Annotated in this window: 13 protein-coding genes and 1 pseudogene; 11 read left to right on the plus strand and 3 right to left on the minus strand. The window is 39.5% G+C overall.

Annotated elements, in window-relative coordinates; genetic code table 11:
• Positions 1-15 precede the first annotated feature (15 nt).
• The 4 genes and pseudogenes from ACFPU1_RS13635 to ACFPU1_RS13650 all read left to right on the plus strand — a co-directional run bounded on the left by ACFPU1_RS13635 (position 16) and on the right by ACFPU1_RS13650 (position 5,829).
• Positions 16-3,075, plus strand: coding sequence for a type I restriction endonuclease subunit R (locus ACFPU1_RS13635; protein ID WP_385942106.1), 3,060 nt, complete (start codon positions 16-18; stop codon positions 3,073-3,075).
• A 171-nt stretch (positions 3,076-3,246) separates the two neighbouring features.
• Complete coding sequence (locus ACFPU1_RS13640; RefSeq protein ID WP_385942109.1) at positions 3,247-4,218, plus strand: Abi family protein; 972 nt, start codon at positions 3,247-3,249, stop codon at positions 4,216-4,218.
• A 477-nt stretch (positions 4,219-4,695) separates the two neighbouring features.
• Positions 4,696-4,761 (plus strand): annotated as a pseudogene (rpsI, locus tag ACFPU1_RS13645) (30S ribosomal protein S9); the annotation flags it as partial.
• Positions 4,762-4,932: 171 nt separating this feature from the next.
• Complete coding sequence (locus ACFPU1_RS13650; RefSeq protein ID WP_385942112.1) at positions 4,933-5,829, plus strand: DUF6671 family protein; 897 nt, start codon at positions 4,933-4,935, stop codon at positions 5,827-5,829.
• 64 nt (positions 5,830-5,893) lie between these two features.
• Here the strand turns inward: ACFPU1_RS13650 and ACFPU1_RS13655 are convergent, their stop codons facing one another.
• The gene (locus ACFPU1_RS13655; protein ID WP_054637100.1) at positions 5,894-6,112 is read right to left on the minus strand and encodes a hypothetical protein; all 219 of its coding nucleotides are present in this window, start codon (positions 6,110-6,112) and stop codon (positions 5,894-5,896) included.
• Positions 6,113-6,278: 166 nt separating this feature from the next.
• On the opposite strand from ACFPU1_RS13655, the gene ACFPU1_RS13660 reads away from it, so the two are divergent.
• From ACFPU1_RS13660 to ACFPU1_RS13680, 5 genes are all read left to right on the plus strand, one after another.
• Positions 6,279-7,073, plus strand: a complete 795-nt coding sequence (locus tag ACFPU1_RS13660; RefSeq protein WP_385942115.1) for an alpha/beta hydrolase — start codon at positions 6,279-6,281, stop codon at positions 7,071-7,073.
• Between the two features lie 149 nt (positions 7,074-7,222).
• Positions 7,223-7,663 carry a DUF2521 family protein gene (locus ACFPU1_RS13665; RefSeq protein ID WP_385942118.1) on the plus strand — a complete coding sequence of 147 codons (441 nt, stop codon included), beginning with the start codon at positions 7,223-7,225 and terminating at the stop codon, positions 7,661-7,663.
• A gap of 66 nt (positions 7,664-7,729) precedes the next feature.
• Complete coding sequence (cwlD, locus tag ACFPU1_RS13670; protein ID WP_385942121.1) at positions 7,730-8,446, plus strand: N-acetylmuramoyl-L-alanine amidase CwlD; 717 nt, start codon at positions 7,730-7,732, stop codon at positions 8,444-8,446.
• 202 nt (positions 8,447-8,648) lie between these two features.
• Positions 8,649-10,421 carry an SLC13 family permease gene (locus tag ACFPU1_RS13675; RefSeq protein WP_385942125.1) on the plus strand — a complete coding sequence of 591 codons (1,773 nt, stop codon included), beginning with the start codon at positions 8,649-8,651 and terminating at the stop codon, positions 10,419-10,421.
• A 171-nt stretch (positions 10,422-10,592) separates the two neighbouring features.
• Positions 10,593-11,657 (plus strand): Mrp/NBP35 family ATP-binding protein, encoded by a 1,065-nt coding sequence (locus ACFPU1_RS13680; RefSeq protein ID WP_385942139.1) that lies wholly within the window; start codon positions 10,593-10,595, stop codon positions 11,655-11,657.
• 76 nt (positions 11,658-11,733) lie between these two features.
• Here the strand turns inward: ACFPU1_RS13680 and gerD are convergent, their stop codons facing one another.
• Complete coding sequence (gene gerD / locus ACFPU1_RS13685; RefSeq protein ID WP_385942128.1) at positions 11,734-12,402, minus strand: spore germination lipoprotein GerD; 669 nt, start codon at positions 12,400-12,402, stop codon at positions 11,734-11,736.
• Positions 12,403-12,547: 145 nt separating this feature from the next.
• On the opposite strand from gerD, the gene ACFPU1_RS13690 reads away from it, so the two are divergent.
• Positions 12,548-13,156: a KinB-signaling pathway activation protein gene (locus ACFPU1_RS13690; protein WP_054637150.1), complete on the plus strand. Its 609-nt coding sequence runs from the start codon at positions 12,548-12,550 to the stop codon at positions 13,154-13,156.
• A gap of 43 nt (positions 13,157-13,199) precedes the next feature.
• Here the strand turns inward: ACFPU1_RS13690 and pdaB are convergent, their stop codons facing one another.
• Positions 13,200-13,961, minus strand: a complete 762-nt coding sequence (gene pdaB, locus ACFPU1_RS13695) for a polysaccharide deacetylase family sporulation protein PdaB (protein ID WP_385942131.1) — start codon at positions 13,959-13,961, stop codon at positions 13,200-13,202.
• Between the two features lie 98 nt (positions 13,962-14,059).
• On the opposite strand from pdaB, the gene ACFPU1_RS13700 reads away from it, so the two are divergent.
• Complete coding sequence (locus ACFPU1_RS13700; RefSeq protein WP_054637092.1) at positions 14,060-14,287, plus strand: hypothetical protein; 228 nt, start codon at positions 14,060-14,062, stop codon at positions 14,285-14,287.
• The last annotated feature ends 248 nt before the right edge of the window (positions 14,288-14,535 follow it).

The raw sequence follows: 14,535 nt of genomic DNA on the forward strand, positions 1-14,535 counted from the left end.
ACGGGAGGGATAATCATGGGTCGATTAATGGAATCGGATTTTGAAGAAACGACGATAGAACGGTTGACAGGGCTAGACTACATTTATCTACATGGTCAGGAACTTTTCCAGAGGGGAGAGCGTGAACGCGTACAAGAAGTTGTCCTAAAAGGAAGACTGGAATTTTTTTTGCGTAATACGTACCCGATGATTCCTGTAAATGAAATTAGCCGATTGGCAAATTTCATTATTATGAACGAAGGAGTTGGCTGGGAAGAACGTAATTTTGTTTTTCACCAAAAATGTGTAAAGGGAATTGAGTTCGTATACGAGGATAAGGGTGAAGAAAAAGTCCAACATGTTTATCCAATTGATTGGACTACCCCTGAAAATAATGATTTTTTAGTTGTTAATCAGTTAGCAATTGAAGGTCGTATGTCCCGCCGCCCAGACATCGTGGTTTATGTGAACGGTCTTCCAATTATTTTATTTGAACTCAAAAACCCAAATAAGGAAAATGCGACAGTCTATGATGCCTATACCCAAATCCGTAATTACACCCATGACATCTCCCAACTTTTTGAATACAATGCATTCACGGTTATATCAGATGGCATCGAAACGAAACACGGGATGCCGTCTGCTCCGTACGATTTTTTTGCTTCTTGGAAAACAATAGATGGTGTCAATGTTGATAATAATGTAGTCAACACCATGCGTACCTTAATTCATGGTTTGTTTGAAAAAGACAGGTTATTAAATTACATACGTAACTTCACCGTTTATTTAGATAAAGGTGACACTAAAATAAAAATCGGTGCAAAGTATCACCAGTTCTTCGGGGTGAATTTTGCAGTAGAAGAAACCATTCGTGCGACCCACCCAAACGGTGATCACAAAATTGGTGTGATGTATCATACAACAGGCTCTGGTAAGAGTATCAGTATGTTATTTTATTCAGCAATATTGTCTAGACACAAGGATTTGGACAATCCTACGGTTGTGGTGCAGGTGGATCGTAATGATTTAGATGAGCAACTCCACGACACATTTTCAGAAGGTCGGAGCCTTATTGGACATATTCATCATGCGAAAAAAGCAGACCAATTACGAGGAATCCTTAGAGGTGAAGGCGGACAGATTGTCTTTTCAACGATTGAAAAATTCCGTTTAAAAGAAGGCGAAGCTAAACACCCAGTGTTATCGGAACGAAGGAACATTATCGTGATTTCAGATGAGGCTCACCGAACACAAAGTGGATTTGAGGGAGGGTTTGCAGCTCAACTACGTTTTGCTTTACCTAATGCTTCATTTGTGGGCTTTACAGGGACGCCAGTTAAGTTACTTGGTAATAATACTGAAGAAATATTTGGGCATGTTATTCACCGTTATGATATGGCTCAAGCCGTACAAGATAAAGCAGTATTACCACTATATTATGAAAGTCGGATGATTCCATTAGATTATGATGGTGCTGATATAGATGAAGAATTTACTGATTTAGTCAACGAGGTAGGACTTGATGATGAGGAGTCACGATCTTACAAATTGAAATGGGCGGCTTTAGAGAAAGTTGTTGGAACACCGAAACGTCTCCAAAGACTTTCTAAAAGTATTTTAGATCATTTCAACAAGGCTGCAGATCCATTTCAAAAGGGTATGATTGTTTGTATGAGTCGTCAGGTTGCCGTTCGCTTGTATGATGAACTAAAGAAGCATGATAACTGTCCAGAAGTAGAGGTTATCATGACTGGTGATGTATCAAAAGACCCTGACTCGTGGAGAGGGATAAATCCAGGTAGTAAATACGCCCACATTAAGACGAAAGAAGAGCAAGAGGAAGTCAAAGGACGTTTAAAGAAAACTGACGATCCTCTTAAACTAGTTATTGTTGTTTCAATGTGGCTCACTGGTTTCGATGTTCCGAACCTTTCATTCCTTTATGTTGATAAACCTATGAAGGGTCACAATTTAATACAGGCGATTGCACGTGTTAACCGAGTTTTCCCTGGTAAAGAAGGTGGACTCATCGTTGACTTTATAGGTATCGCAACATCTCTGAAAGAAGCAACTAACCAATATACAGGTGATAATGCAACTAATGACATGGACATAGATGTAGACCAAGCGATTGGTGTCTTTAATAATAAGTTAGAAGAAGTGCGTAAGTATTTTGGTGATATCGAACATCGCGACGATTGGCGCTCTCTGTCTAAAGTAAGTCGCGATGATTTGATTGCAGATCTTATTAATGACCAATTAAACGGAGATCCGGAAGCGTTTGTTGAGGATTGCGTAAAACTAGAGAAGGCATATAAGTTGGTCAAACATATCGATAAGGTAATTCCTTATTCGGATGAAGTTACTCTATATCAGATGGTACGTATTCAAGTGAGGAAATATCTATCAGCCCAAAATAATGATTTCAAGTCAATCCAGACGGTTGAAGAACGACTTAATTCGTTGATTGACCAACATTTAGAATCGAAAGAACCGGTTGATATTTATAAGGTTGCAGGTATTGAGAAGCCCGATATTAGCATTCTCGATGAAGAGTTTCTAAAAGATATGCAGAAGGAAGACCACGAAGATCTACGCCTTAAATTACTAAAAAAACTACTAGAAGACCATATTCAAGTCAATTTCAAACGGAATAGCCCTAAAGAAAAGCAAATGCGTGAACTACTTGAGAAAACCTTAAAAGACTACCATAACCGCATTATACAAGCAGCAGATGTTGTACGAATGATGGCTGACATGAAAAATGAAGTCAATGAGGAAGCAGACTTCCGTAAGGATCTAGGATTATCCGATGAAGAAGTTGAATTCTATAAAGCCATTACATCATTAAAAATGGATGCCTTCGATAATAAGTTTTTAGCAGACCTCATTCACAAGGTAGTGAAAGAATTAAAGAAGAACCTGAGTCAAGATTGGACAAGTGAACACCGCAAGAATATCTATGCCAAGGTTAACATGTCGGTTAAGAAAGTTTTGATGAACGAGGGAATTAAAGGACAGCAACTTATATTTATTACAAAAGCAATTATGGAAGAAGCTAAAGAACAGTATAAGGACTGGCCGCAAAATGCTTAAAAAACAGGGCTTTTATCTTGCTTCAGTTCTGATGTTAATTTCCTTATCGAACGTTTTGATATTATGAAAGAACAGGCTTTTTAGTTTATTGAAGTGTTTACATTAAAATTCAAAAAAATATATAGAAAGTTGTAATATATTTGTATGAGTATTGAAATAGGGGGTTATCTTTTGACAAAAGGGAAGAAAACCGATGGATTGATGCGTCATCTTAGAGATAATAAAGGTATTAATATACAAGGTAGTAGGCATAAAAGAGAATTATTGCTAATGGGGTATTATCATGGTTATAAAGGGTACCGTTTTATTAAACAAAAAACAAACCCTATTCCTTTAACAGAATTTGAACAATTAAAAGCAATTTATGACTTTGATATGAATTTAAAGTCTTTGCTTTATCCGCATATAATGACAATTGAAACGGCTTTAAAAAATTATACGATAGATACATTAGTGCCATATGGAAGTTTAGATCTGGAACATGCATTTAAGCATTTTCTCTTGGACTATAAGTCTGAGCCTGTAGGGTCAAGAAATTATAATACCAAGATGAAAGATAGACTAAAATTAAGAAAAAAAATTGATAGTGAGTTTAGTTATAAGTTTCCTAAAAATGAGATAGTAACTCATTTTCTTCGTGGTGATACAATGCCTCTATGGGCTGTTTTTGAGATATTAGATATGGGTAACTTTGGGCTTTTTCTAAAGTGTTTAAATGAACCGATTAGAATAGATAACTGTAACAATATAAAGCTAACACATGCCTCTATTGTGAATGATGGGAATTTAGTACAGGATATTATTTTCACTTTAAAAGAGTTAAGGAATTCTGTTGCACATAATAATGTAATATTCGATTGTAGGTTTGCTGGTGGTACCCATGCGATGAATTCTGTTAAGACATATGTAAGCGTTGAGGTGGGGGTTCCCAATATAGAGTTTAAGTTCTTGGTTGATTATTTCATCCTGGTTGTTTTATTGCTGAAGAAACTTGGGTACAATAAAACAGAATTAAAGAGGATAATTAAACAATTTAAAGAGGAAACTGAACAATTAAGGTTAGAGGTCCCAGTTTCGATATGTAACAGAATAAATGGTACGGACCTTAATATAAAGTTAGCTCGCTTAAATAATTATATATAAGATCAAAACTTTTCTCTTTACGTATAAGTACAGGCTGTGATAACATAATAATAACTAATAGCGGTGAGTGGCTGCGGCGCTCACTTAAGGGGGTTGGATGCGTCCGACCCTCTTTTTAATTTTTCTACTATCTCTAAAGTAGTGGGTTTTCATCTCTCTTCTTGCTATGATGAAACTTTGACCACATGCTGACAACTAAAGGTATATCACGAGGTTTTTTCTAATTTTTTTTAAAGAAGTAAGGCTCTCAACTAATTTGGTTGAGGGCCTTTTTACCGAAAAGTACTTTTACCACCATTAACAGCTCATATGAACGTAGATAACAGTAAACAATATACCATTTAATTTTGACCACATTCTGACCACCAGCCATTTATAAGGATGTACTATCCAATTTTTATTCAATGCAAAAAAGCTTATAAAATAAGGCTTTTCGCAAATGGTTTTATCCCCAGTTTCTTCGTATTTAAAATATAAATGAAAGAGCGTAAGAAATACGGTCTTAAAGCAGCTCGTCGTGCTCCTCAGTTCTCAAAGCGTTAATATATCTACATTCCAAGACTCTCAACCAATATGGTTGGGGGTCTTTTTTGTGTGGGTATGTCCATAAGCTTTTTATTTTTGCTCACACATGTAATAGGGAAAGAGGCGAATTCAGGATATAATATAAACAAACGGACAATGATTTTATAACAAGGAGATAACCAGCAGAATATGAATGAGGATGTCAAAAAGCTTTTTTTAAACCGTAAATGTGTGATAGCCACAATGCATAAAAAAGAAGAAGTGATAGCACCGATACTCGAACATGAGCTTGCACTTGAAGCAGTTGTTCCTGAATCCTTTGATTCAGATTCTTTTGGCACGTTTACAAAAGAAGTAAAAAGAGCGGGGAACCAGCTTGAGGCAGCAAGAAAAAAAGCAATGGCTGCGATGAAGCAAACGGGCTTAGATATCGGAATAGCCAGCGAAGGGTCATTTGGAGCTCACCCCGTTTTTTCCCACGTGCCTTATAACAGAGAGCTTATAGTATGTATTGATCAAAAACAGGGATTTGAAATAATCGGCTATGCTGCCAACAGCAATACAAACGCTGCCCAAAAAGAGATCGCATCATTTAAGGAAGCTGAAGAATTTGCGAAGTCGGCTGGATTTCCAGAGCACGGCCTCATTGTGAAAAGAAGTAATGACAGTAGGAAAAGTAAAGACATCATCAAAGGAATCACAAGCACTGAAGAGCTGAACAGGGCAGTAGAGAGTCTTTCCAGGCCGGCTAATACATCATTTGGTTTTTGGAAAAAAACTTCAAAGCTTCTGAGCATTGAAACAGACATGAGGGCTATGTATAATCCCACCCGCATGAAAAATATCGAACTTGCTGCACAGGATCTTGTATCTAAGATTACTTCTTTATGTCCTTCTTGTTCAGCCCCTGGCTTTGAAGTAACGGAACATAAGAAAGGCTTACCTTGCGCAGGCTGCGGGTTTCCTACGGAAGCACTGCTTGCTCATGTATACAGCTGTAAAAAATGCAGCTGCAAACATGAAGTGCAATGTCCGAAGGGAAAGGAGTACGAAGACCCTCTTCGCTGCCACGTTTGTAACCCTTAATTACATGTGCGAAGGCTGATCATTTTTTTAAAGGAGAATCAATTTGCACCCTCAACATATTTTCTTAGGTCTGATTTTGGTCTGGGGCATGCTGGGCATTGGCAGCATTGGCCCCTGCCTGATTCTGACCCTCCGATAAGGATTGCAGAGAGCGAACACAGCTTTCAATTTTTTGAAGCTCCGCTGAAAGCTCCTGTGGAGAATTCACAATTTCCCTCAGTCTTTTTGCAGAATCCTCTATATCCTCGCTTACCCGTGACACAAGAGACACATCAAATCTCATAGCTTGCCCTCCTTCAGACTGAATTTCTATTAGGATAAGCTGGGGGCATGCATTTTATGTAAGAAAATAAATGGCACTTTAATTCCGAGTTGACAAATAAGAATAATATACTTAATATAAAATTAAACATAAACCGGAGTATTTTGAAAAAGGAGTGAGTACCACTATGAAGGAAGAAAGTGTACATTTCACAGTAGGTGGCTTGTCATTATCAGGGGTGGTTCATGTTCCTGATAAAAAGATGGAAGAAGAAACCCCAGCTATAGTGTTAGTTCACGGTTTTGTAGGAAGCAAAGTGGGGGAGCATAGAATGTTTGTTAAAGCAGCAAGAAAGTTCACGGATGAGGGATTTACTGTTTTTCGTTTTGATTTCAGCGGGTGTGGTGATAGTGAAGGCGACTACGGAGAAATTACTTTGACCCGGAAAATTCGGGAAGTCAAAGGTGCTCTTGATTACGTTAGTAACTTGCCTTTTGTAGATGAAATGGACATCACAGTAATCGGTCATAGTCTGGGCGGTGCAGTCTCCTCTTTAACAGCAGCGGAGGACGAAAGGGTTTCTCGTCTCATTCTCTGGTCTCCGGTTGCGGACCCTTATAAGGACATTGTATCCATTGTTGGGAAGGAAGCGGAAATCATTGCAGAAAAAGAAGGAGCTTATGATTATGACGGCTTTTATCTAAAGCCTCCTTTTTTTCAGTCCTTAACTTCTTTTGACCCGTTAAAAGCAGTGAAGAGGTTTGAAAAAAACGTCCTCCTTATTCATGCGGAAGAGGATGAAGATGTTCCAAAAGAAAATACAGCTAAATATGCATCTGCTCTTCAAGAAAGACAAAAAGGAACGGTCGAATGGTTTTATATTGCAGGAGCAGATCATACTTTTTCCAGTTACTGTTTTGAAAAAGAATTATTTGAGACGTCCCTTATCTGGATGCAGCAAAAAGCAACCATACAAATATAAAAGGAAAACCCACGCGTTGGGGGACTTCCCCTGTTTTTTATTTGGTTCATAATTGGTTAATTTTCACCTCCACGGCCACTAATCCTCCTTCTTTTCCACTGCATGCAGTGGCTCTCCTTTCAAATAATAAAGGCAAGGAGGGGATGCAAGTGAGCAATACAATCGTTTCATTAAATGAGCGGCGAAGAAAGAAAGAATGGGATTTTGAAAAAAAAATACTTCGCACTTTGTCTATTAAGGATATACAATCCATTTCAGAAACATTTTTCATTCCTGTGTTCCCGAATTTTCATTTTCAATATTCTTTTATGGAGGATGCCTGCGTAGACCTGGCTATTGATTCTTTCCTGCTTGGGGCAAAGTACAGCCGTTTAGGAGTAAGGGGAGAAGATGACATTTCCATTAAAGAACGGGCAAACAGGGAAGTGAAGTTTCTTGTGAAAGAACTATATAACTTTATGTATGGCTGGGTCCATGACCCAAAAGCAAAAGAAGAAAAAATGTTTGAAGCGGTGGATGGCTTTGTGGTCCACTGGTGGGAAAAAGGATTTGAAACTGGAAAAACAAGGTTGCTATTACGCTTGCAATAAAAAGAATAAGCCCGCTCGTCCTTTCATATAGATGAAACAAGCATGGAGGAAGGGGACGGGCGGCTTATGAGCGTAAAAAAATGGTTAATCGGGACTTTCGTCATTATAGCTTGTGCCGTCATTGGATGGCTTATACAAATATACTGGGATAGCGACGATTCGTTATCTACCTGGCAGCTCCCCCTATCCGGCAGGATTATAATTCTCGATCCTGGACACGGAGGAGTAGATGGAGGAGCTGTAGCTAAGAGTGGTTTATTAGAAAAAGATATTGCTTTGGATATTTCATTAAAGCTTAGAGATTATCTTCAGGAATCAGGAGCGCTGGTCCTTATGACAAGAGAAGGGGATCATGATTTAGCCGCAGAGGACGTGAAGGGATACCGTAACAGAAAAGTATCCGATTTAAAAAGAAGAGTGGAGCTTATTAATGAAACAGGCAGTGACATGTTTATCTCCCTGCATTTGAATTCTATACCATCACCAAAATGGAGCGGGGCACAAACGTTTTATAACCGCTCAGTACCTGATAATGAATTGGCTGCAAAGTTCGTGCAAGCAGAGCTGACGAGAAATTTAGAAAACACTAAGCGTGAGGCAAAGCCTATTTCCAATATATATCTTCTTGATAAAGCAGCAATTCCAGGGATGCTTATTGAAGTTGGATTTTTATCGAACCCACAAGAAGCTTCCATGCTTAGCAAAGAAGAATACCAGGATAAAGTAGCGGCTTCTATTTATCAGGGACTCCTTCGTTATTATTCTGGGGAAGAAATGGAGTAAATCTGAAAAGCTTTCTTTTCGAAAGCTTTTTTTTATTTTTAAAACCTACTTGACACATCGTATTTGTGAGAATAATATGATATTAATATTCATCTGCTGATTAAGGCTGGAATAGACACTGGTAAATTTTTTTAAATTTAATTCCAACTTAACTAATAAGAATTGTAAAGATACATGCAGTGAAGGAGAGGGGGAGAGAGAAGTGACATTTGAAATAGGTTTTGTGATGGCAGTCGTTTTCATCATGCTCATTTGCCTTGTAAGAGAAATAGCCCGGCCGGACTTTATTGTTTTTACAGCTTTGGCTGTTCTTTTACTATCCGGGGTACTTGCGCCGGAAGATGCCCTAAGAGGTTTTGCAAACGAGGGCATGCTCACTGTTGCTCTCCTCTTTATTATAGCTGGGGCAATTAAACAAAGCGGAATGCTTAACCAGGTGGTAACAAAAGCGTTGGGATCTGGCAAAGGGCCTAAAAAATCTCTTTTTCAAATGATGCTTCCTATTGCTGGCTTATCTGCTTTTTTAAATAATACCCCTATTGTTGTCATGTTCACCCCTGTTGTTCGAAAGTGGTGCAAAGAACGAAATATATCACCTTCAAAATTTTTAATCCCGCTGTCTTACGCAGCGATCTTCGGAGGGACTCTTACCTTAATCGGTACGTCCACTAACCTGGTTATCCACGGTTTTATGCTTGAGCAGGGGCTTGAAGGATTCTCAATGTTTCAGCTTGCAATTGTAGGCCTTCCTGCAAGTATCTTAGCGATTTTGTTCATGATTACGATTGGATACAAGCTTTTGCCTAACCGGAAAACCTCTGAAGAGTCTTTTGATGAGAGTTCTAAGGAATATTTGGCGGAAGCAGTTGTGGAAGGAAATTCACCTTTAGTGGGGAAAACGATAGAAGAGGCTGGCCTAAGAAGCTTAAATGGCCTTTATCTCATCGAACTGATTAGAAACGGGGAAAGAATCGTTCCTGTTCCGTCCTACCATAAAATTAAAACAAACGACCGTTTGATTTTTACTGGACTCCTTTCAACTATTGTGGATTTGCAAAATATCAAGGGTTTAAGGGTGGAAACAGGAACCAACCTTGTACTTGAAGACCTTCAAAACGGCACCTCTTCCTTAGTAGAAGCGGTGGTATCACATCAGTCTTCTTTGATGAATCAAACGGTAAAAGAAATAAAGTTTCGCAGTAAGTATGATGCAGGTATAGTTGCCGTTCATAGAAATGATGAGAGAATCAACAGTAAAGTCGGAGATATTAAATTAAAGCCGGGGGACACACTACTGCTTCTCGTAAATAAAGACTTTGTAAATAAGTGGTCTAACACAAGTGATTTTTATATCGTTTCACCGCTGGAGGAGCCGGAAATCATGGACTCAAAAAAGTCCCTGATTGCTGGAGTAACAATGGTTGTCATGATTTTGTTAGCCGCTTTTAATGTACTTTCCATGTTTGAAGCAGCTGTCCTTGCCTCTCTGACTCTGTTTTTGACAAAAACGATTACCTTTGTAGGTGCAAAAAAGTATATTCAATTTGATGTTCTTATTCTTATCGCTTGTGCGATAGGGATAGGTATAGCTCTGGAGCAGACAGGGACAGCTGCCTTTATTGCTCAACATTTTGTAGAGCTCACGGCTGGAGCGGGGATCATCGGCGCTATTTTGGTTGTTTACTTTCTCACCTCGGTTTTTACAGAAATCATTACAAACAATGCTGCGGCCGTACTCATGTTTCCTATATCCCTTGCCATGGCAACGCAGCTGGGAGTTGATCCTGTACCTTTCTTTGTCACCATTGCTATCGCAGCTTCAGCCAGCTTTGCCACTCCTATAGGGTATCAGACAAACCTTATTGTCTATGGGCCGGGTGGATATCGTTTTTCTGACTATTTGAAGATAGGTATTCCTCTTAACCTTCTTTATATGGTGGTGGCCGTTGGCATTGTAAATGCAGTTTGGTTTTAAGGGCTTTCCTGGCGAAGGAAGCTCTTTATTTTCTTCCGTCACAAGGCAGAGAGTAAAAAAAACGCCAGGCTCAATTTATGAGAGCTGGTGTTTTTCTGTTTGAAAAATACAGGGGAGAAAAGGTATGCTATACATAGTAAGATTTTCTAAAGTCAAAGGATGGTGTCCGTGTTGCTTACAGAAGAACAAGTAATTGAAGCTTTAAAAGGAATAAATGATCCTGACCTAAATAAAAATATCGTTGAAACCGGCGGTCTCAGAGAAGTGAAGATTAAAGGGGATAACGTCAGTTTGAAAGTTGCATTAGCCAGAACGGGTACTTCTGAGCAAATGAAAGTCCAGCAAGAAATTGTAAGCGCTGTGAAAGGAGCAGGGGCAGGATCTGTCGGTCTCCGTTTTGATGAGTTGACAAAAGAAGAAGTAAGCCAGCATGGAGGCATGGAGCAAGGACAGCCAGCTGCTGCTTCAGGGCCGTCTCTTCTTTCTGAAGAGAATAAGACACAGTTTATTGCTGTAACAAGCGGGAAAGGTGGCGTAGGGAAGTCTACCGTTTCCGTAAACCTGGCCACTTCCTTAGCACGGCAGGGCAAGAAAGTTGGAATTATTGACGCAGATATCTACGGATTCAGCGTGCCAGATATGATGGGGATTGAAGAACGTCCCACTGTGGTAGAAGAAAGAATTTATCCTGTTGAGCGTTTTGGAGTAAAAGTGATTTCCATGGGATTTTTCGTCGAAGATAATGCTCCGGTAATTTGGAGAGGGCCTATGCTTGGAAAAATGCTTAATAACTTCTTTAATGAAGTAGAGTGGGGAGAACTTGATTATCTTATTTTAGATCTTCCTCCTGGCACAGGGGACGTTGCCTTGGACATTCACACGATGCTTCCAGAGTGTAAGGAGATCATTGTGACTACTCCTCATGCGACAGCTGCTTTTGTTGCTGCAAGAGCGGGGGCAATGGCTATTAAAACAAACCACCAGATCCTTGGTATTGTGGAGAACATGGCTTACTTTGAGAGCAAGCTGACTGGTGAGAAGGAATATGTGTTTGGAACAGGTGGCGGAGAAAGACTAAGCGAAGAGCTAAAAACAGACATTCTTGGTCGTATCCCGCTAGGGCAGCCTGAAATAGATGAGAAAGATTTTGCTCCATCCGTGTATGACGCTGACGATAAGATCGGACAGATTTATCATGAGATCGCTTCAAAAGTGATTGAAAAGGCAGGAAAGTAAATAGCTTTCTTTTATAGAAAGGAAAAGGCCCTCACCTCAGCAGGTGGGGCCTTTTTAACTAGAGCCGGCAAAGAATTTATTGGGGTTCTTCTTCACCTTCTTGCTGCTGTTCTTGTTGCTGTTCCCCCTCTTCTCCTTGCTGATCTTCCTGTTCTTGTTCCTGTTGTTCCTGCTGTTCTTGATCAGCTGCTTCCTGTTCTAAGCGTTCCGCAGAAACTTCGGTTAGAATATCATGGAGCTTTGCAAGAAAGAAGGGGCTCTCAAAGGCTTCTGTCATTACATTCATAATTTGCTGTTTGTGTTCTTTGCTTCGTAAGAGTTCAGAAATATTATCATCCATTTCCGGGTCTTGCCATAACTCTAACAAAACAGCCTGGTACTCAGGGTCCTTCATCATACGCCGAAGGAGCTCTTCATGCTCCTGGCGCATACTCTCTGCCAGTGCCCGGGCAAATTCAGGATCCTTCATGGTTTCCTGCCAAAATGCTTTACCTTCAGGAGATACTAACGTGTCTTGTATAGTGCTTTGGACGAAAGTTTGTTCCATTACAATATCCTGTCTTACTTCTTCATCAGTTAATATTTCTCTTACGGCTGCCTTTCCTTCATCTGTCTTTAATAAGTCCACCAGCATTTCTTTTGTACTTTCATAATCACCGTGGTTCTCTCCTCCCTCCACAGTGGCGCACCCGGAGGCAAATGTGACGAGCAATCCAAGGATAAATAATATTTGAAGACCTTTCATCACGTGGACGCTCCTTTCAGTAGTGTAGTTGTCTTTAATATGAGTGGAGATGTGAAAAAATATGCACAACAAGTATATAAGGTAGCTTTTTCCCAACACGATTGATAAAATCATTACGGTAAGAACATAAGGGGAGCGGATGGCGTTGAATACTCGGAAAGTAGTTTATTTGTTTTTTACTACGCTGATTATTGGCTCAATAAGCGGAGCGATAGTTGGTGTGTTATTAGATTTAGATACGTACTTAGATGGCGGGTTCTTAAATTTTTTGTTTGGCCTGCTTTGGATGCTGGGTATTAGTGCAGCCATAAGCCTGGTGGCTCAAATGGGCTTTTTTGCTTATTTAACTATTCATCGTTTGGCTTTGGGTTTATTTAAATCCGTCAAGCTGTGGAATCGAATTCAAGTCATTCTTATATTATTTGTATTATTTGACCTGATTTATTTTAGATACTTAGCTTATGCTGACGGAGATGAAACCATCTTTGGTTATATGATCATGCCTTTCTTACTCTTACTGTACAGTATAATTGTTGCTTACTTTAAAATGAGAGACACGAATAAAAGAACGTTTATCCCGGCTCTTTTTTTCATGTACGTTATTACAACCATTGAGTGGATTCCGGCGTTAACAGTTGGAACAGTAAATGACTCCAAGTGGCTCTGGATCTACCTGGCACCTCTTCTGACAGCAAATACGTGGCAGTTGTTGACCCTTCACAGATTGACAGGAGACCAAAAAGAGAAAGCATAATATAAAACAGCCATTTCACCTCATGGAAAATGGCTGTTTTTTATTACTTTATTTCTTGAGTTTTCGCTTCACCATCTGTAATTAATTCTTCTAATGAAACAAGTTGATATCCTTTCTCAGAGAGGTCATTAAGAATCACAGGGAGAGCTTTATGGGTCTGCTTTGCTGAGTCTGAAGCGTGGAGAAGAATCACATCACCAGGTTCTGTGTTCTCTGTAATATCTTTTACAATTGTTTCAACTCCTGGATTTTTCCAATCACTGCCGCCAACACTCCAGTGAATTGTAGAATAGCCGAATCGATCTACAGCTTGCAACACTCTCTCATCAAAATCTCCGTGAGGGGGGCGGAAGTAGACTGGTTCGATTCCTCCTACCTCCTTCAATTTGCGATGGCTTTCATTTAAATCCCGCATCATTTCACTTTCTTCCCATTCTGTATAATGCTCGTATTGGTAACCGTGGTTGCCGATGGTGTATCCTGCCTCATTTATTTTTTCTAAAATATCAGGGTGCCTTTCTGCCCAGGAGGCTGAGACGAAAAATGTTGCTTCTTCTACTTTGTGGTCTGCAAGAATTTCAAGTATAGGCAGGGCGCGTTTATCACCCCAGCTGATATTGAAAGTTAAGGCGGCTTTTTTTTCATCAATCTCTGCTCTATGGAAAGCCCTTGGCCCTTCATCAGTAGAAAAAGCCGGTATATATGCCTGACTTGCATATAAGAAGCTGGCAGCAAATAAGGCTGCCACTGTGGCAAGAGCATAATACTTTAGTGTTTTGCCATTTAGAACCCAAATGTGTCTCATATCAAAGGAGCTCCCCTTCCGTCTGGTCACTTAGCATAATTTTATGCAGGTGAGGACAAGATATGAGTAGACTTTACTTTTATAAAAGAGGTGGACAAATGCTTGGGTTATTAATTAACGGAAAAGAAGCTCAGGAAATGGAATACATATTAAAGAGGGAGTTAGAAGAGCTGCTGCTTGATTTATCAGATTCTCGTATAGACGACAGAGTGAAAAAAGCAATGGAAGAGAAGTACAAATTGATCTTTGGACTCTACCGCCGGTTCGCTCATCCAAATGATTGCGTGAGATATATCAAGCCTTTAAAAAAGAGAGTGCACAAGTAATAACCAAAACGAGGGCAGGGGGGCTTCCTTAAGAATTAAAAAGGGTGATAATGTGCTGTGAATTTATTTTTAAAATATAGTTGACTCTTTAATAACCAGATGATATATTATTAGTCCGACGCAATCAGTTCCACTGCTTTTAATCAATTACAAAAAAGTTATTGACGAGTGATTGTTTAGGTGTTATGATAGTTAAGTCGCCAAAAAACGGCGAACAAGTTGTCCTTTGAAAATCGAATGAAAGTCAA

The organism is Thalassorhabdus alkalitolerans (assembly GCF_042656525.1).
Taxonomy (GTDB): domain Bacteria; phylum Bacillota; class Bacilli; order Bacillales; family Marinococcaceae; genus Thalassorhabdus; species Thalassorhabdus alkalitolerans.

What these genes read in the sequence shown, in the direction of transcription:
- ACFPU1_RS13650 (WP_385942112.1), top strand. Translation starts at nt 4,933, where the DNA reads ATGAATGAGGATGTCAAAAAGCTTTTTTTAAACCGTAAATGTGTGATA.
- ACFPU1_RS13655 (WP_054637100.1), bottom strand. Translation starts at nt 6,112, where the DNA reads ATGAGATTTGATGTGTCTCTTGTGTCACGGGTAAGCGAGGATATAGAG.
- cwlD (WP_385942121.1), top strand. Translation starts at nt 7,730, where the DNA reads ATGAGCGTAAAAAAATGGTTAATCGGGACTTTCGTCATTATAGCTTGT.
- gerD (WP_385942128.1), bottom strand. Translation starts at nt 12,402, where the DNA reads ATGAAAGGTCTTCAAATATTATTTATCCTTGGATTGCTCGTCACATTT.
- ACFPU1_RS13635 (WP_385942106.1), top strand. Translation starts at nt 16, where the DNA reads ATGGGTCGATTAATGGAATCGGATTTTGAAGAAACGACGATAGAACGG.
- pdaB (WP_385942131.1), bottom strand. Translation starts at nt 13,961, where the DNA reads ATGAGACACATTTGGGTTCTAAATGGCAAAACACTAAAGTATTATGCT.
- ACFPU1_RS13700 (WP_054637092.1), top strand. Translation starts at nt 14,060, where the DNA reads ATGCTTGGGTTATTAATTAACGGAAAAGAAGCTCAGGAAATGGAATAC.
- ACFPU1_RS13660 (WP_385942115.1), top strand. Translation starts at nt 6,279, where the DNA reads ATGAAGGAAGAAAGTGTACATTTCACAGTAGGTGGCTTGTCATTATCA.